The 18,479-nt window shown below is 70.6% G+C and carries 13 protein-coding genes and 1 pseudogene; all 14 read left to right on the forward strand.

Annotation, left to right across the window (positions count from 1 at the left end; all coding sequences use genetic code 11):
* Positions 1-206 (forward strand): annotated as a pseudogene (locus ACFWI9_RS12195) (dihydrofolate synthase); the annotation flags it as partial.
* 5 nt (positions 207-211) lie between these two features.
* Entirely contained in the window at positions 212-577 is a 366-nt protein-coding gene (locus ACFWI9_RS12200; RefSeq protein ID WP_387161117.1) for a DUF4233 domain-containing protein, read from the forward strand.
* A 99-nt stretch (positions 578-676) separates the two neighbouring features.
* Positions 677-1,090 (forward strand): nucleoside-diphosphate kinase, encoded by a 414-nt coding sequence (ndk, locus tag ACFWI9_RS12205; RefSeq protein WP_387161119.1) that lies wholly within the window; start codon positions 677-679, stop codon positions 1,088-1,090.
* 302 nt (positions 1,091-1,392) lie between these two features.
* Positions 1,393-2,412 (forward strand): rod shape-determining protein, encoded by a 1,020-nt coding sequence (locus ACFWI9_RS12210; protein WP_338676666.1) that lies wholly within the window; start codon positions 1,393-1,395, stop codon positions 2,410-2,412.
* A gap of 157 nt (positions 2,413-2,569) precedes the next feature.
* Positions 2,570-3,670, forward strand: coding sequence for a rod shape-determining protein MreC (gene mreC, locus ACFWI9_RS12215; RefSeq protein ID WP_387161122.1), 1,101 nt, complete (start codon positions 2,570-2,572; stop codon positions 3,668-3,670).
* Between the two features lie 22 nt (positions 3,671-3,692).
* Complete coding sequence (gene mreD / locus ACFWI9_RS12220) at positions 3,693-4,364, forward strand: rod shape-determining protein MreD (RefSeq protein WP_387161124.1); 672 nt, start codon at positions 3,693-3,695, stop codon at positions 4,362-4,364.
* Between the two features lie 20 nt (positions 4,365-4,384).
* Entirely contained in the window at positions 4,385-6,553 is a 2,169-nt protein-coding gene (gene mrdA / locus ACFWI9_RS12225; RefSeq protein WP_387161126.1) for a penicillin-binding protein 2, read from the forward strand.
* A gap of 1 nt (position 6,554) precedes the next feature.
* Positions 6,555-7,754, forward strand: a complete 1,200-nt coding sequence (rodA, locus tag ACFWI9_RS12230) for a rod shape-determining protein RodA (RefSeq protein ID WP_387161127.1) — start codon at positions 6,555-6,557, stop codon at positions 7,752-7,754.
* A 212-nt stretch (positions 7,755-7,966) separates the two neighbouring features.
* Positions 7,967-9,619: a CHAD domain-containing protein gene (locus ACFWI9_RS12235; protein ID WP_387161129.1), complete on the forward strand. Its 1,653-nt coding sequence runs from the start codon at positions 7,967-7,969 to the stop codon at positions 9,617-9,619.
* 72 nt (positions 9,620-9,691) lie between these two features.
* On the forward strand, positions 9,692-11,647 hold the full coding sequence (locus ACFWI9_RS12240) for a TIGR03960 family B12-binding radical SAM protein (protein WP_387161131.1): 1,956 nt from the start codon (positions 9,692-9,694) through the stop codon (positions 11,645-11,647).
* Between the two features lie 69 nt (positions 11,648-11,716).
* A complete protein-coding gene (locus ACFWI9_RS12245; protein ID WP_387161132.1) occupies positions 11,717-12,262 on the forward strand; it encodes a hypothetical protein in 546 nt (181 codons plus the stop codon).
* Positions 12,263-12,266: 4 nt separating this feature from the next.
* On the forward strand, positions 12,267-13,460 hold the full coding sequence (locus ACFWI9_RS12250) for a hypothetical protein (protein WP_387161134.1): 1,194 nt from the start codon (positions 12,267-12,269) through the stop codon (positions 13,458-13,460).
* Between the two features lie 129 nt (positions 13,461-13,589).
* Positions 13,590-14,327, forward strand: a complete 738-nt coding sequence (locus ACFWI9_RS12255; RefSeq protein WP_387161159.1) for a TIGR03936 family radical SAM-associated protein — start codon at positions 13,590-13,592, stop codon at positions 14,325-14,327.
* Between the two features lie 308 nt (positions 14,328-14,635).
* The gene (locus tag ACFWI9_RS12260) at positions 14,636-18,397 is read left to right on the forward strand and encodes a ribonuclease E/G (protein ID WP_387161136.1); all 3,762 of its coding nucleotides are present in this window, start codon (positions 14,636-14,638) and stop codon (positions 18,395-18,397) included.
* Positions 18,398-18,479 lie beyond the last annotated feature (82 nt).

Genomic DNA, 18,479 nt, shown 5'->3' on the forward strand with positions numbered 1-18,479 from the left:
GCGCCTGGCCCGCCCACGCGCGGCCCGCTCGCGCCCTGTTGGTTTTCGGCGACGACCGCGTCTTCTCGCCGCCGCGGCCCCCCGACGCTCTGGAAGCGGCGATCACGCTCGCCGAGGAGGAAGCGGAGTACTCGGGCGCCGGCGTCCTGGTGACCGGTTCCGTGATCACGGTCGGCGAGGCCCGACTGCTGCTCGGGAAGGGGTGAATCAAATGCGTACGCTCTGCGCGTCCACTCTGATCGGTGAATTCTTCGTCATCGGCTTTGCCGGCCTTGTCGCCATGAAGAATCCCGAGCTGTCCATGGCCACGGTCTGGACGGTGTGCGGGATCGCGATGCTGCTCTCCGTGCTGCTGTGCGGAATGATCACCCGGCCCGGCGGGGTGCAACTCGGCTGGGCCCTTCAGATCGGTCTGATCGCCAGCGGCTTCGTGGTGCCGATGATGTTCATCCTGGGTGCGGTGTTCGCCGGCCTGTGGTGGGCCTCCGTGCACTACGGACGCAAGGTGGACGAGGCGAAGGCCGGGTTCGCGCAGCAGGAGGCGGCGGGGGCCGCGGCCCCCGGCTCCGAGGCCTGAAAGCCCTGTTCGGACGCCGCCGGACGCTGCCGGAGGGGCCGCCGAAGCCGCCCTGTAGCCTCTGAAGTGCAGTAGAACCACACTCGAAGGAGCCCGCACGTGAGCCAGCGCACGCTCGTCCTGCTCAAGCCCGACGCCGTACGCCGCGGCCTGATCGGCGAGATCATCGGCCGTATCGAGCGGAAGGCGGGCTGGCAGATCACCGCGCTGGAGCTGCGCGAGCTGGACCAGGAGACCCTGGAGCAGCACTACGGCGAGCACAAGGGCAAGCCCTTCTACGAGCCGCTGGTCGCCTTCATGTCCTCCGGCCCCGTCGTCGCCCTGGTGGTCGAGGGCGAGCGGGTCATCGAGGGCGTGCGCGCACTGGCCGGACCGACCGATCCGATCGCCGCCGCCCCGGGCTCCATCAGGGGCGACTACGGCACGATCGTCCGGGAGAACCTGATCCACGCCTCGGACTCGGAGGAGTCCGCCGAGCGGGAGCTGAAGATTTTCTTCCCGGGTGTTTCCTGATCATCCCGATCACGCCGATCACCCCGAGCGCCGCTGACCGCCCGTCAGCCATACAGCGCCCATCGCCTGGGGCGACCGAAGGAATTTCGGTCGCCCCTCGGTATACGTACTGTCATAACGGGAACGCTTCGCACCGACTCATCGTCACCCTTATTGAGGTGGGCCCAGCGCGCGGTTGCCCCGCATACGGCACTACGATGGGAACCCTTCACGCCATCACACCCTCCTCGCCGACCTGAAAAGCCATCAAAGCTCGATTTGGGAAGGCCCGACGCATCCTCATGGGAAACAAGGGGAACTCAATGTCGTTCATCGGCCGTGACATGGCTGTCGACCTCGGGACCGCCAACACGCTGGTGTACGTGAGGGGTCGCGGAATCGTTCTCAACGAGCCGTCCGTCGTCGCCATCAACACCAACACCGGCGGCATCCTCGCGGTGGGCTCCGAAGCCAAGAAGATGATCGGCCGTACGCCCGGGAACATCGTGGCGGTGCGCCCGCTGAAGGACGGCGTGATCGCCGACTTCGAGATCACCGAGCGGATGCTCCGCTACTTCATCCTGAAGATCCACAAGCGCCGGTGGGCGGCCCGCCCCCGGATCGTGGTCTGCGTGCCGTCCGGTATCACCGGGGTGGAGCGCCGGGCGGTCATCGAGGCGTCGACCCAGGCGGGTGCCCGTCAGGTGCACATCATCGAGGAGCCGATGGCCGCCGCGATCGGCGCCGGACTCCCGGTCCACGAGGCCACCGGCAACATGGTCGTGGACATCGGCGGTGGCACCACCGAGGTGGCCGTGATCTCGCTCGGCGGCATCGTCACGGCGCAGTCCATTCGCGTCGCGGGCGACGAGCTGGACAACGCGATCATCCAGCACGTCAAGAAGGAGTACAGCCTCCTGCTCGGTGAGCGGACCGCCGAGAGCATCAAGATCACCATCGGTTCCGCCTTCGACCTCGCGGCGGACGAGCACACCGAGATCCGCGGCCGCGACCTGGTCTCTGGACTGCCCAAGACGGTGGTCATCTCCGCCGCAGAGGTGCGCAAGGCCATCGAGGAACCGGTCAACGCGATCGTGGACGCTGTGAAGACCACGCTCGACAAGTGCCCGCCGGAGCTCTCCGGGGACGTCATGGACCGGGGCATCGTGCTCACCGGTGGCGGCGCCCTGCTGCGCGGACTCGACGAGAGGCTGCGCCACGAGACCGGTATGCCGATCCACATCGCCGAGGACCCGCTGGACTCGGTCGCGCTCGGTTCGGGCAAGTGCGTCGAGGAGTTCGAGGCGCTCCAGCAGGTGCTCGACGCGCAGCCGCGCCGGTAACGGACACCGGCGGGCCTCGATATAACGGCAACAACCGCACCCGCCCGTATGTCCAGGCACACCTGACTCACCAGGCACACCACGCACATCGAATCCGCCAGATCGCACCAGCCACTCCCAGCCCGACTGTCGTACGAGGAAGGCACGGCCGCCGCACGTGAGGGACACCAAAGAGAGCCGGCTCCTTCTGGTCCTGCTGATCGCCATCGCGTTCGCTCTGATCACGGTGGACATCAGGGGCGGCCAGGAGTCGCCGGTGGACGGCGCCCGCCAGGCCGCCGCCGCTGTCTTCGGACCGGTCGAGAACGGTGTGGCGGCGGCCGTCGACCCGGTCGGCAACGCCATAGGAGCGATCCGCGACTCGGGCAGGCGCCACGACCGCATCGCCGAACTCGAACGGGAGAACGCGGCCCTCAAGACACGGCTCGGCAGCGACATCCGCAACCAGAGCCGTATCCGGCAGCTCGACGCCATGCTGAAGACAGCCGCCAACGGCCAGTACGGCATCAAGGGCGCGGAGGTCATCGCCATAGGAGCCGCCCAGGGCTTCTCCTGGACCGTGACGCTCGACATCGGCTCCCAGGACGGTATCGCCCGCGATATGACGGTGCTCAACGGCGACGGACTGGTGGGGAGGGTCACCACGGTCGGCCCGCACACTTCGACCGTACTGCTCGCCAGCGACCCGGACTTCACCGTCGGCACCCGGATCGAACGCACCGACGAGCTCGGTTTCGCGACCGGTCAGGGCGACCGGCCGCTGTCCGTGCAGCTCCTCAACGGCAAGGCCAAGGTACGCAAGGGCGACCGTCTCGTCACCTTCGGCTCGCAGGCCGGGCGGCCGTTCGTGCCCGGTGTGCCGGTCGGCGAGGTGGTGCGCGTCGATCCTTCCGGCGGCGATCTGACCCGGAACATCTCCGTACGCCCGTATGTGTCGTTCTCCAAGCTCGACATCGTGGGCGTGGTGGTCCAGGCGCCCCGTACCGACCCGCGTGACTCGGTCCTGCCCCCGAAGCCCAAGGCGAAGCCCACCCCGACGGTCACCGTCACGGTGACACCGTCGGCCGGTGCGGACGGGGTGGCCGACGCGGATGGCGCCGACGACGCTGCCGCCGACGACGCCCCCGCGACGGACCCGGACAGCGCCGCGCGCAGAGACCCGGCCGGGCCCGCGGAAACCACCGGCAGCGCCGACCCCGGGACCGGTACCGCCACGGGTGCCGCCACCGGTCCCGACACCGCCCCGGACGACGAGTAGCGAAAGGAAGAAGGAGCCGACCATGAAGCGCTTCAACCGGATGCTGCTCGCCACCCCCCTCGTCATCGTCGCCCTGGTCATCCAGGTCACCGTGCTGGCGAGGCTCCAGCTCCCCGGCGCCGTCCCCGATCTGATACTGCTGGTCGTGCTCGCCCTGGCACTCGTCTACGGGCACACCAGCGGCGCGCTCATCGGCTTCGGGGCGGGCCTGCTGACCGACCTCGCCCCGCCCGCCGACCACGCGGTGGGCCGCTACGCGCTCGTGCTGTGCCTCATCGGGTACTGCGCGGGTCTCCTCAAGCCGGAGAACGGCAGGCTCAACTCGGCAACCGGACCGATGGCCGTGGTCGTCGGCGCCGCGATCGGCTCGACTCTGCTCTACGCGGGCGTCGGCGCCCTTGTCGGGGACACCGCCGCACGCCATGTCGGCCTCGGCTCACTGCTGTTCACCGCGGCTCTCTACGACCTGCTGCTGGCGCCGTTCACCGTGCCGGTGATCATGGCCCTGGCCAGACGCGCCGAGAGCGATCCGCTCGCCGAGAGCCAGTCCGGCGGCGGCGACGTGTCCGGCGGCTGGACCTCGTTCGGCACCGGCCTGCGCATCGGCGGGCAGCGCGGCGGCGCACTGCGGGTGAAGGCGGCCAAGTCCAGAGCCTCCAGGGCCGGACGAATCAAGGGCATCAAGCGACTGTGACCTGAGGGGGTATCGCCAGCGTGACCAACATTCCCGAGACCGGGCGGACTCCCCGGGTGCAGATCCGGCTGATCGTCATCCAGGTCCTCGTCTTCTCACTCTTCGCCACCCTGGGCGGGCGGCTCTGGTACATCCAGATCCGCAACGGTGAGGAGTACGCCAAAGAGGCGTCCGGCAACGGCGTCCAGCAGGTCGTCCAGCCCGCCGTCCGCGGCTCCATCCTCGACGCTCGTGGTGTGCCGCTCGCCGACAACGAGACCCGGCTCGTGGTCTCCGCGTCGCGCACCGACCTGCTGAAGATGAAGGACGACGGCAAGGACGTACTCACCCGGCTCGCCGGGGTCCTCGGCATGAAGCCGAAGGACGTCATGGACAAGGTCCGGCTCTGCGACTCCGAGACCCCGCAGCCCTGCTGGAACGGTTCCCCTTACCAGCCCATCCCGGTCACCGACGAGGCCACCACCCAGCAGGCCCTCCAGATCCGCGAACGCGCCGAGGACTTCCCCGGCATCACCGCCGAGCCCACCGCCGTACGCCGCTACCCGGCCCCCGGCAAGTCGAACACCGCCCAGGTGCTCGGCTACCTCTCACCCGTCACCGACGAGGAGCTGGAGAAGGCGAAGGACACCGACTCGCCCTACCTCCGCTCCGACCAGGTCGGCCGCTCCGGACTCGAGCGCACCTACGACAAGGAGCTGCGCGGAAAGGCCGGTGTCACCCGCTACGAGGTAGACAACCTCGGCCGCGTCATGGGCGAGGCCAAGGCGGACAAGGCCGAGCCGGGGGCGAACGTCGTCACCTCCCTCGACGCCCGCGTGCAGGCGGTCGCCGAGTGGGAGCTGGACAACGCGATGAAGGAAGCCCGCAAGGTCTTCGACGACAACACCGGCGAGAACTACAAGGCCGACTCCGGCGCCGTCGTGGTCATGGAGTCCAAGACCGGCCGGATCGTGGCGATGGCCTCACTGCCCACCTACGACCCCAACGCCTGGGTCGGCGGGATCTCCGCCAAGGACTACGCCCGCCTGACCGGCAAGAAGTCCAACTTCCCGCTGCTCAACCGGGCCATCCAGGGCCAGGCGGCGCCCGGCTCGATCTTCAAGGTCGTCCCCACCGCAGCCGCGGTCAACGCCGGATACGACTTCAACGGCCGCTACCCCTGCCCGAGCTCGTACTCCATCGGCAACCAGGTCTTCACCAACTTCGAGTCCCAGGGCCACGGCAGCATCACCCTCGGCCAGGCCCTCGAGGTCTCCTGCGACACCGTCTACTACGCACTCGCCCACCAGCAGTGGAAGAAGGACGGCGGCATCAAGCCGAAGAAGAAGCCCGCGGACTGGTTCTACAAGACCGCCCACCAGTTCGGCCTCGGCGCCGAGACCGGGATCGACCTGCCCAACGAGGTCACAGGGCGAGTCCCGGACCGCCGCTGGAAGCAGAGCTTCTGGGAGGCCAACAAGGACTACTGGTGCAAGATCGGCAAGAAGGGCGGCACGTACATCCAGCAGCTGTCCTACGAGAACTGCCTCGAAGGCAACCTCATGCGTGCCGGTGACTCCGTCAACTACTCCATCGGACAGGGCGACACCCTCGTCACCCCCATCCAGATGGCCACCATCTATGCGGCCATCTCCAACGGCGGCACGCTCTACAACCCCACCGTCGGCAAGGCGGTCGTCAGCGCCGACGGAAAGCAGGTGCGGGAGATCGCGCCCAAGTCCCACGGCAAGCTGCCGATGGACGCCAAGACCCGTGACCTGATAAACGATGCCCTCGCGGGAGTCGCCACCCGCGGTACCGCCGCCTGGCGGTTCGGCGGCTGGCCGCAGGACAAGATCCCGATGCACGCCAAGACCGGTACGGCCGAGGTCCACGGCAAGCAGACCACCTCGTGGTTCGCCACGTACACCAAGGAGTACTCGATCGTCATGACGATCTCCCAGGGTGGTACGGGCTCCGGGGCCTCCGGGCCCGCCGTGCGCAACATCTACAACGCCCTCTACGGCCTCGACATGGAAGGCAACCAGGACCTGAAGAAGGCCCTGCTGCCCCAGCCCGAGAAGGCGCTGCCCAAGATCCAGCCCGACGGCTCCATCGACGCGCCCACCATCAAGCCCTACGTCCCGCAGGCCCCGAAGCCGGACGACCCGGTGCTCGCGGGCCCGCCCGCCATGGGCCGGAGGGACTGACGTGTCCGGAACCAACGGCTTCTCGGTCGCCCGCTACGCACCCGACCGCGGCTCCTGGGCCAGACTCACCGCCCGCGACTCGATGCTGCGCCGGCTCGACTGGCCGATGCTGCTGTCCGCCATCGCGCTGTCCGTCATCGGCGCGCTGCTGGTCTGGTCGGCGACCCGCAATCGCACCGAGCTCAACCAAGGCGACCCCTACTACTTCCTGTTCCGCCACGCCCTGAACACCGGAATCGGCCTGGCACTGATGGCCGGCACCGTCTGGCTCGGCCACCGCACCCTGCGCGGAGCCGTGCCGGTGCTGTACGGGGTCTCGGTGCTGCTTGTCCTGCTCGTGCTCACCCCGCTCGGCGCCACCATCAACGGTGCCCACGCCTGGATCGTGATCGGCGGCGGATTCTCCCTCCAGCCCTCCGAATTCGTGAAGATCACGATCATCCTGGGCATGGCGATGATGCTCGCGGCACAGGTCGACGCGGGCGACCAGGAGATCCCCGACCACCGCATCGTCGCCAAGTCGCTCGTCCTCGCGGCCGTACCGATGGGCATCGTCATGCTGATGCCGGACCTCGGCTCGGTCATGGTGATGGTGGTGATCGTGCTCGGGGTACTGCTGGCCTCCGGGGCCTCCAACCGCTGGGTGCTCGGACTGATCGGCGCCGGAGTCGCGGGCGCGGTCCTCGTCACCATGCTCGGGCTCCTCGACGAATACCAGATCAACCGCTTCGCGGCCTTCGCCAATCCCGAGCTCGACCCGGCCGGCGTCGGCTACAACACCAACCAGGCCCGTATCGCCATCGGCTCCGGCGGACTGCTCGGAACCGGCTTGTTCAAGGGCTCCCAGACCACCGGACAGTTCGTTCCCGAACAGCAGACCGACTTCGTCTTCACCGTGGCGGGGGAGGAGCTGGGCTTCCTCGGCGCCGGTTTCATCCTCCTCCTGCTCGGCGTGGTCCTGTGGCGCGCCTGCCGGATCGCCCGCGAGACCACCGAGCTCTACGGCACCATCGTCGCCGCCGGGATCATCGCCTGGTTCGCCTTCCAGTCCTTCGAGAACGTCGGCATGACCCTCGGCATCATGCCGGTGGCCGGCCTCCCGCTGCCGTTCGTCTCATACGGCGGATCGTCCATGTTCGCGGTCTGGGTCGCGGTCGGACTGCTCCAGTCGATCAAGGTGCAGCGTCCCATGTCCGCGTAAACGCTCCGCGCCCGGATCCGCCGCCGACTCCGCCCGCCCGGTCGGCGGCGGACCACGCCGGTCGCGTCCGCCCGGTCCGGCGCTGGGTGGGGGTGGTCCATGCCGGTCCGGCGGACCGTGTCCGGCCGTATCGCCGCCGATCGGCGGCGGACTGCCCCGGTCCGGGCGAGCGCGTACTGCCGTATCGCCGCCGATCGGACTAGATTTTGTCCATGGCGGACACGAAGCGCGAGATCGAGCGGAAGTACGAAGCCACCGAAGACACCAGCGTCCCCGACCTGACCGGACACGCCGGGGTCGCCGACGTCATCGACAGAGGCGTCGCCGAACTGGATGCCGTCTACTACGACACCGCCGAGCTGCGGCTCGCCGCCGACGGGATCACACTGCGCCGCCGCACCGGAGGCGGGGACGAGGGCTGGCACCTCAAATTCCCCGTCGCCACCGGCATCCGCGACGAGATCCAGGCCCCACTCACCGACACGCTGCCCCGCACCCTCCACGCACTGCTCCGCTCCCGGGTCCGCGACGAAGCCCTGCTCCCCGTCGTCCGGCTGCTCTCCTCTCGGAAGGTCAGCCACCTCGCCGACGCCCAGGGTGAGCTGCTCGCCGAGCTCAGCATCGACTCCGTACAGGCTGAGCGCCTCGGCGACGACGGCGGCACCGCGGCCTGGACGGAGATCGAGGTCGAGCTCGCCGAGGACGCCGACCCGTCCATGCTCGACGCCATCGGCAAACGCCTGCGCAAGGCGGGAATCCGCCCGTCATCGTCAGCCTCCAAGCTGGCCCGCGCCCTCTCGGAGACGGAACCGGCGCAGCATCCCGCCACACAGCCCGTGCCCGTCGCCGACACCGCCGCCCCCCTGCAGTCCACCCGCGACGCCGACACCGCGCGCGGGTCCCAGGACAAGGACCACACCGCCCCCAAGGTCCCCAAAGCCGCGGAGACCGTACGGGACCGCGGAGTCCGGTTGAAGCGGAAGCACGCCGGTGAACACGTGCTCTCCTACCTGAGGGAACAGCGGGACGCCCTCATCGCGCTGGACCCCGCCGTACGCCGCGACCTGCCCGACGCGGTCCACCAGATGCGCGTGGCCACCCGCCGTATGCGCAGCGGCTTCAAGACCTACCGCAGGATCATCGACCGCACGGTCACCGACCCGATCGGCGACGAGCTCAAATGGCTCGCCGGTGAGCTCGGCGTCGCCCGCGACCAGGAAGTGCTGTCCGCACGGCTCCTCGCCCGGATCGAGGCACTCCCCAAGTCCCTCCTTCTCGGTCCCGTACGCGGACGCCTGCGGACCTGGGGCACCGCCCACCGCGCCGACGCACGCCGCCGTTCCGTGGCCGTGCTCGACAGCAAGCGCTACCTGGCACTCCTGTACACACTCGACGCCCTGCTGGACGAACCACCGCTGCTCAAGGCCGCCACCGCCGACCCGTCCACCGCCCTCCCCAAGGCCGTGATCAAGGACTACGAGCGACTCGCGAGCCGGGTCGAGCAGGCACTCGCCCTCCCCCCCGGCCACGAGCGCGACCTCGCCCTGCACGAAGCCCGCAAGGCCGCCAAACGCGCCCGCTACGCCGCCGAAGCCGCCACCCCGGCCCTCGGCAAACCCGCAAGGAAGCTCGCCCGCCGACTGAAGGCCGTCCAGACCGTGCTCGGCGACCACCAGGACAGCGTGGTCGCCCGCGGCACCATCCGCGACCTGGCCATCCAGGCCCACGCGGCGGGCGAACCCTCCTTCACCTGGGGACTTCTCCACGGCCAGGAGGAGGCACTGGCGGCGCGACGGGAGCGCGAGCTACCCGGGGTGTGGGCGAAGGCGTCAAGCCCGGGACCGCGGACCTCACTCTCCAAGTGAGAGCGGCACCGGGAGCATCCGGCGATGGCTTACGCTTGAGAGTCGCCCCCTGCCAGCCCACGAAGGTTCCAGATGTCTGCCGAGTCGGTCTTCCCACAGCTCGAAGCTCTGCTCCCGCATGTGCAGAAGCCCATCCAGTACGTCGGCGGTGAGCTCAACTCCACCGTCAAGCCGTGGGACGAGTGCGACGTCCGCTGGGCGCTGATGTACCCCGACGCCTATGAGGTCGGCCTGCCCAACCAGGGCGTCATGATCCTCTACGAGGTACTGAACGAGCGCGAGGGCGTGCTCGCCGAGCGCACCTACAGCGTCTGGCCGGACCTCGAAGAACTGATGCGGGAGCACGCTGTCCCGCAGTTCACCGTGGACACCCACCGCCCGGTGAAGGCGTTCGACGTGTTCGGCCTGAGCTTCTCCACCGAACTCGGCTACACCAACATGCTGACGGCCCTCGACCTCGCGGGCATCCCGCTGGAGGCCAAGGACCGCACGATGGACGATCCGATCGTCCTCGCGGGCGGCCACGCCGCGTTCAACCCGGAGCCCGTCGCCGACTTCATCGACGCGGCCGTTATCGGCGACGGCGAGCAGGCCGTCCTGGAGATCACCGACATCATCCGCGCCTGGAAGGCGGAAGGCCGCCCCGGAGGCCGCGAGGAACTGCTCTTCCGGCTCGCGAAGACCGGTACGGTCTACATCCCCGGCTTCTACGACGTGGAGTACCTGCCGGACGGCCGCATCGGCCGGGTCGTCCCCAACAAGTCCGGTGTGCCGTGGCGCGTGTCCAAGCACACCGTGATGGACCTGGACGAGTGGCCCTACCCCAAGCAGCCCCTGGTCCCGCTCGCCGAGACCGTCCACGAGCGTATGTCCGTGGAGATCTTCCGCGGCTGCACCCGCGGTTGCCGCTTCTGCCAGGCCGGAATGATCACCCGCCCGGTGCGCGAGCGCAGCATCACCGGCATCGGCGAGATGGTCGAGAAGGGCCTCAAGGCTACCGGCTTCGAAGAGGTCGGCCTGCTGTCCCTGTCCTCCGCCGACCACACCGAGATCGGCGACATCGCCAAGGGCCTCGCCGACCGGTACGAAGAGGACAAGATCGGCCTCTCCCTCCCGTCCACCCGCGTGGACGCCTTCAACGTCGACCTCGCCAACGAGCTCACCCGCAACGGCCGCCGCTCCGGTCTCACCTTCGCCCCCGAGGGCGGCTCCGAGCGAATGCGCAAGGTCATCAACAAGATGGTCTCGGAAGAGGACCTGATCCGCACCGTCGCCACCGCGTACGGCAACGGCTGGCGACAGGTGAAGCTGTACTTCATGTGCGGTCTGCCCACCGAGACCGACGAGGACGTGCTCCAGATCGGCGACATGGCGGTCAACGTCATCGCCAAGGGCCGCGAGGTCTCCCGCTCCAACGACATCCGCTGCACGGTGTCCATCGGCGGTTTCGTCCCCAAGCCGCACACTCCCTTCCAGTGGGCCCCGCAGCTCTCCGCCGAGGAGACCGACGCCCGCCTGGAGAAGCTGCGCGACAAGATCCGCGGCGACAAGAAGTACGGCCGCTCGATCGGCTTCCGCTACCACGACGGGAAGCCGGGCATCGTCGAGGGGCTGCTCTCCCGGGGCGACCGCCGCGTCGGCGCCGTCATCCGCGCCGTTTACGAGGACGGCGGCCGTTTCGACGGCTGGCGCGAGCACTTCTCGTACGACCGCTGGATGCAGTGCGCCGAGAAGACGCTGCCGGACTTCGGTGTGGACGTCGACTGGTACACCACGCGCGAGCGCACCTACGAGGAGGTCCTGCCCTGGGATCACCTGGACTCCGGTCTCGACAAGGACTGGCTCTGGGAGGACTGGCAGGACGCGCTGGACGAGACCGAGGTCGAGGACTGCCGCTGGACTCCGTGCTTCGACTGCGGTGTGTGTCCTCAGATGCAGACCTCGATCCAGATCGGTCCCACGGGCAAGAAGCTGCTGCCGCTCACGGTGAAGCAGCCCGCCGCTGCCACAGGCGGTCACACGCACTGACCCGGGCACCGACCGGCGAGCCCGCGCGCGCCGTGTGCGGGTGCCGGGACGGCGTGTCACCGTGAACAGGTGATCCTCGTTCCGGGCTGGATGTGGCAGCGGGGACCGGCAGCCCGGGCCGTGGGCGCCGGTCTCGGCGCCGGGGCGTTCTTCGCGGCCTTCGTGCTCATCGAGGCGCAGTCATGGCCGGGCGCCGCGGTGGTCTTCGTGGTGCTCAGCCTGTTCTTCGGGTTCCGGGTGGCGCGCCGGATGGACCGGCTCTGGCCCGCCGCCAAGGACATGGAACCCGCAGACCGCGCGGCGGTGGTACGCGCCACCCGGCACGGCGAGGCCGTCGGCGAGCCCCGGCTGGCGCCCGCGGTCGCCGGCTACGCAGCCGCGCTGCACCGGGCCGCCGACGAAGACCGGTTGCGGCGCTGGGCTGTCGTGCTGGTGACCGTGTTCGCGGTCGCTCTCGCGGGCTACGACACGGTCACGGGCACCACCGGCGAGATGATCGCCTCCTGGCTCCTGGTCGTGCTCCTCGTGGCAGACCTGCTGTGGTGGCCCCGCAGGCGAACCCGGCTGCTGGCGCGGGCCGACGAGGCGTCGGCGGCGGCAGGCGGCGGACTCTGATCAGGTGGTCCGCGAGGGAACCCCGAAGCTGGTTGTCGCGTCCATGCACATCATGGAGCTGGAGGAACACCGACAGCCGGCCGAGGCCGAGGGCTGTCTCACGGTCGCGGTCAGGATCCCGGTGCGGATCGTGGTGCTGCTGGTCGTCGTGCCCGTACGCATGGTCTGGGATCTGCTCGTCCTGGGTGCCAGGACGCTGAACCGGGTGCTGCTGCGTCCGATCGGACGGGCGCTGGCGTTCGTGTACGACACCGTGCTCGCCCCCGTCGGGCGAGCCGTCGGCCGGGCCGTCACGTTCCTCGCCAAGGCCCTTTTCTACTGGCCATGGCTCGGGTTGTGGCGGTATGTGATCGTGCCCGTCGCCATCCGGCTGTACCGGTGGGTGCTGGCTCCGCTGGGGCGCGGGCTGGGCTGGGTCTACCGGGCGCTGCTCGTACCCGTGGCATGGGCGGTGTTCGTGTGGCCGTGGACGGCGATGTACCGGTGGGTGCTGACGCCGTTGGGGCATGGGCTGGTGTGGGTGTACCGGACGCTGCTGACTCCGCTGGGCCGGGGTGCGGGGTGGCTGGTGTGGGCGGTGTTCGTGTGGCCGTGGACGGCGTTGTACCGGTGGGTGCTGACCCCGCTCGGGCGTGGGCTGGCTTGGGTGTGGGCGAGGGCTGTCGTCCCGGCCGTGCTCGCGGGGTGGGCCGCGCTGGTCTGGCTGCTGAGGGTGTTGTTCGTCGTCCCCGCTGTCTGCGTGTACCGCTGGATCCTCGTCCCCGTCGGGCGCTTCCTCGCCGTGCTCGGGCGGGAGACCGCGGACGCGTTCAAGGTCGCCTGGCGGATAGCGGGATATGTCTCGCGCGCTGCCGGGCGGGCGCTGAAGTGGCTTGTCTGGAATCTGCTGGGTCGCCCGCTGGTGTGGTGCTACCGCGAGGTGTGCACCCCGGTCGGGCACTTCGTGCGCGACCAGGTGTGGCGTCCCGCCAAGCGCGCCGCGGTCATGGCCGGGCGGGCTGTGCGCGGGGCGGTCGCGTCGGCCCGGGACTCCGTGCGGGAAGCGCGGCGGGCCGCTTGGCGCGCGCTGGTCGGTGGGCCCGCCGAGGTTCGGGGCGGGGAACCGGTGCCGGCGCCGGCGCGTAACCTTGGAGGTACATCGACCACTGTCTCCGGCGCGGCGCCCGGACCCGGGGTCTCCCTCCACAAGCGGGGGTGAGCCGGGGCGGAGCGCCTGTCCGTGGGCAATACGCAGGCCAGAGGGCGGCGCCCCACCGCGACCGCCCCGCACCGAGGAGAAGAACCACTGGGCAAGCGACAGCCCGAAGGCCCGCCGCCCGCACCCGCGGTGCAGCGCATCCGACTGCGCTACACCAAGCGTGGCCGCCTCCGGTTCACCAGCCATCGCGACTTCCAGCGCGCGTTCGAGCGTGCGCTGCGCCGTGCCGAGGTGCCGATGGCGTACTCGGCGGGCTTCACCCCGCACCCCAAGGTGTCGTACGCGAACGCCGCACCCACCGGCACGGGCTCCGAAGCCGAGTATCTGGAGATCGCGCTCACCGAGGCCCGGGACCCCGAGCGGCTCCGGGCGCTGCTGGACGAGTCGCTGCCGGACGGGCTCGACATCACGGACGCGGTGGAGGCGCGGACCTCGGGGCTCGCGGACCGGCTTACCGCGTCGGTCTGGGAGCTGCGGCTCGACGGGGTCGTCCCGGAGGACGCTGAGCGTTCCGTGCGGGCGTTCCTCGCCGCCGAGACCGTGCAGGTCGAACGGAAGACCAAGAACGGTATGCGCAGCTTCGACGCCAGAGGTGCGGTGGCCGCGCTGGAGGTGACGTATCCACAGCCTGATAGGCCCGGAGAGCGGCCCTGTGCGATACTGCGGCTGGTTGTTCGGCACGTGACACCTGCCGTACGACCCGACGACGTCCTGTCCGGTCTCCGAGCTGTGGCCGACCTGGCGCCGCCGGTCCCCGCTGCGGTGACCAGGCTGGCGCAGGGGCTCTTCGACGAGGAGTCCGGCACGGTGACCGACCCGCTCGCGCCCGACCGCGAGGCAGTCACGGCCGTCCCAGCCGATCGCTGAGGGGCCGCCTGACCCGCCGCGTCGGAATCCCCCGGTGACTGCCGGGGGAGGCGGAGGGTACCGGTCCCGCGTAGGGGCCGCCGTCGAAGCGCCGCCCTTGTACTCGGGAGCCACCAGGGTCGGGCAGCGCTCGGACCAGGAGACTTTCGCCAGGCCGTGCGTATATCGCGTACGGAACCGGCGAGCCGAACATACAGCTCCCGTGCGGCGCCCGCGCCCCGGACGGCGGTTGTCGCGTCCCTTCGCGGACGGGCCACCGGACCGGACCACGACGCGGCGCCCGGGAGCGTGACGGGAGAACCGCCCGCATGCTCGAAACGAACAACCCCGGTAAGGCCGGGGACGACACTGAGAACAACGGCAGTACCACGCCCAGCGACACGCTTCCGCCGCGTCGCCGCCGTGCCGCCTCGCGCCCCGCGGGCTCGCCGGTGGGCGCCGCCTCCGTGGAGACCGTCACCGATGTGACGGCTTCCGTCGCCGCCGCCATACCGGCTTCGGCCGCCGAGGGGACTTCCGAGGCTGAGGCGCCCGCGCCGCGTACCCGTCGCCGCGCCACGCGTAAGGCGACGGCGCCCGCAGCTGCGCCGGCAGCGGCCGAGGTCGTGGCAGCCGTCGAGCCGGTGGCCGCCGCGGCACCCGCCGCCGAGGAGACTTCCGAGGCTGCGGCTGAGGCGCCCGCGCCGCGTACCCGCCGTCGCGCCACGCGTAAGGCGACGGCGCCCGCTGGTGCGCCTGCCGAGGTCGCGGCTGCCGCTGAGCCCGCTGCCGCCGTCGAGCCCGAGGCTGCGGCCGAGGCGCCCGCGCCGCGCAGGCGCCGTCGGGCCACGGCCCCCGCCGGGGCCCCGGAGGCATCGGGGGAGACCGCGCCGGTCGCCGCCGACGAGCAGACCGCCGCACAGTCCGGCGAGCCGGCCGATGAGCAGGCCCCGCGCGGCCGTACCCGCCGCCGTGCCACCCGTAAGCCGTCCGCGCCCGATGCTGCCGTGGAGACTTCTGAGCCCACCGGGCCCATCGAGTCTCTTGAGGCCGCGCCCGTCGCCGCAGCGGCTGAGGTCGAGGCCGAGCAGGCCCCGGCCGGGCGTACCCGTCGCCGTACGACCCGTAAGTCGTCCGCGCCCGAGGCTGCCGAGACCGTCGAGGCTGCCGAGACCGCCGCATCCGCCGAGGAAGCGGCACCGGCTCGCACCCGGCGCCGGGCCACCTCGCCGCAGTTCGCCGCCGAGCCGGAGCGCGAGGAGCGCGCCGAGCAAGCCGAGCGGCCGGAGCGGGCCCGTCGTGCCGCGCGTCCCGCGGTCGCGGTGTTCCAGGCCCCGGTGTTCACCGAGCCGATGTTCCAGACCCCGGAGACGGCCGCTGCCGCAGCCGCCGCCGAGGCGGCCGAGCTCGCCGAGGCAGCGGAAGAAGAAGAGGCGGAGGAGGAGCAGCCCGCCCCGGTCGCCGAGACGGGTTCGCGTCGGCGCCGCCGTCGCCGCGCTGAGGCCGCCGAGCCTGCCCGGACCGCTGAGACCCCCGAGCCCGAGGGCGCCGAGGAGTCCGGCGAAGAGCCTGAGGCCGCCGCTGACGCCGAGGAGTCCGACGAGTCCGACGACCGGCCCACCCGCCGCCGTCGCCGTGGGGGGCGCCGTCGCCGCCGTGGCGATGCGGCGGAGGCGTCCGAGGGGCACGAGGCCGCCGATGAGGCGGAGCGCGCCGAGGCGGAGTCCGAGGACGCCGAGGACACCGACGATGAGGAGCTCGAGGACGAGGGCGCCGAGGCCGGTACGCCGTCCGCCGCCGGCACCAGCAGTAGCCGTCGCCGTCGTCGCCGTCGCCGTCGCAGCGGTGAGCCCGCCGAGGGCGAGGCCGGTGACGACGACCCGGACCGTACGGTCGTCAAGATCCGTGAGCCGCGTCCCAAGGCGGAGCCCTCGGACGAGGTCCAGTCGATCAAGGGCTCGACCCGTCTCGAGGCGAAGAAGCAGCGCCGCCGCGAGGGCCGCGAGCAGGGCCGCCGCCGGGTGCCGATCATCACCGAGGCGGAGTTCCTCGCGCGCCGTGAGGCGGTCGAGCGGGTGATGGTCGTCCGTCAGCACGGCGACCGCACCCAGATCGGCGTCCTCGAGGACAACGTGCTCGTGGAGCACTACGTCAACAAGGAGCAGTCCACCTCGTACGTCGGCAACGTGTACCTGGGCAAGGTGCAGAACGTTCTGCCGTCGATGGAGGCCGCCTTCGTCGACATCGGCAAGGGCCGCAACGCCGTCCTGTACGCCGGTGAGGTCAACTTCGAGGCGCTGGGCATGGCGAACGGCCCGCGCCGGATCGAGTCCGCGCTGAAGTCCGGCCAGTCGGTCCTGGTCCAGGTGACCAAGGACCCGATCGGCCACAAGGGCGCCCGGCTGACCAGCCAGGTCTCGCTGCCCGGCCGCTACCTCGTGTACGTGCCCGAGGGCTCGATGACCGGCATCAGTCGCAAGCTGCCCGACACCGAGCGGGCGCGGCTGAAGACCATCCTCAAGAAGGTCGTCCCCGAGGACGCGGGCGTCATCGTGCGCACGGCCGCCGAGGGTGCCAGCGAGGACGAACTGCGCCGTGATGTGGAGCGGCTCCAGGCGCAGTGGGAGGAGATCCGGAAGAAGGCGAAGAGCGGCAACGCTCCGACGCTTCTCTACGGCGAGCCGGACATGACCGTCCGGGTCGTGCGCGACATCTTCAACGAGGACTTCTCGAAGGTCATCGTCAGCGGTGACGACGCCTGGGAGACCATCCACGGCTATGTCTCGCACGTCGCGCCCGATCTGGCGGACCGGCTGAACCGCTGGACCTCCGAGGTGGACGTCTTCGCGACCTACCGCATCGACGAGCAGCTGATGAAGGCGCTGGACCGCAAGGTCTGGCTGCCGTCCGGTGGCTCGCTGGTGATCGACAAGACCGAGGCCATGATCGTGGTCGACGTCAACACCGGTAAGTTCACCGGCCAGGGCGGCAACCTCGAGGAGACCGTCACCCGGAACAACCTGGAGGCGGCCGAGGAGATCGTGCGCCAGTTGCGGCTGCGCGACCTCGGCGGCATCGTCGTCATCGACTTCATCGACATGGTGCTGGAGTCCAACCGGGACCTGGTGCTGCGGCGGCTGCTGGAGTGCCTGGGCCGGGACCGTACGAAGCACCAGGTCGCCGAGGTGACCTCGCTGGGCCTGGTCCAGATGACCCGCAAGCGGGTCGGCCAGGGGCTGCTGGAGTCGTTCTCCGAGACCTGTGTCCACTGCAACGGCCGCGGTGTGATCGTGCACATGGAGCAGCCGGCCACGTCGGGTGGCGGCGGCAAGCGCGGCAAGAAGCGCGGCCGCGGTGGCGCCGAGCAGGAGCACGAGCACGTACACGAGGCCCGGGTGGAAGCGCCCGCCGAGGAGACCGAGGCCGAGGTCGCGGCGGAGGCCGCCGCGCCGTCCGCGCTGCCCGAGCCCGCGTTCGAGCCGGACGAGGAGCTGTATTCGAGCGTCGCCGAGGCCGAGGCTGCCGCCAAGCGGGGCCGTGGCCGCCGTCGGGCCACCCGCAAGGTGTCCGCTCCGGCCGGTTCGGCGAAGGCCGCGGAGGAGGTTCCGGCTGAGATCGTGGCGCCCGCCGCCACGGCCTCCGTGCCCGCCGAACCGCTCGCCGAGGCCCCCGAGCCGGTGGCCGCCGCTGACGCGGCCGGTACCGAGCCCGAGGCTCCGGTCGCGGCCCCGCCGCGGGCCCGTCGCCGGGTGACGCGCAAGGTCACCGCACCCGCCGGTTCGCCGTCGGGCGCGGATGACGCCGCCGTCGTCGTGGTGGCGACCGCGGCGCAGGCCGAGGCCACCGGGGAAGCCGCCCCGGCGGAGGACACCGCGGACGGCGCCGCGGCCAAGAAGGCGGCCGTACGGAAGACCGCCAAGAAGGCCACGGCCAAGAAGGCGGCCACCAAGAAGACGGTGGCGGCCAAGAAGACCGCGGCGAAGAAGACGACCGCCAAGAAGGCCACCAAGGCGGCGGCGAAGAAGACCGCAGCCGCGGAGCAGTCGTCGCCGTCCGTGACGGTGTCGGCGCCGGCCGCGGTCGACAGCTGAACAGCTGGTGACCGCCCGCTGAATGTTCGCGTCCCCGCCCCCCCCCCGGGGGGGGGGGGGGCGGGGTTGTGTTGGCGAAAGA

The organism is Streptomyces sp. NPDC127084 (genome assembly GCF_042724175.1).
Taxonomy (GTDB): domain Bacteria; phylum Actinomycetota; class Actinomycetes; order Streptomycetales; family Streptomycetaceae; genus Streptomyces.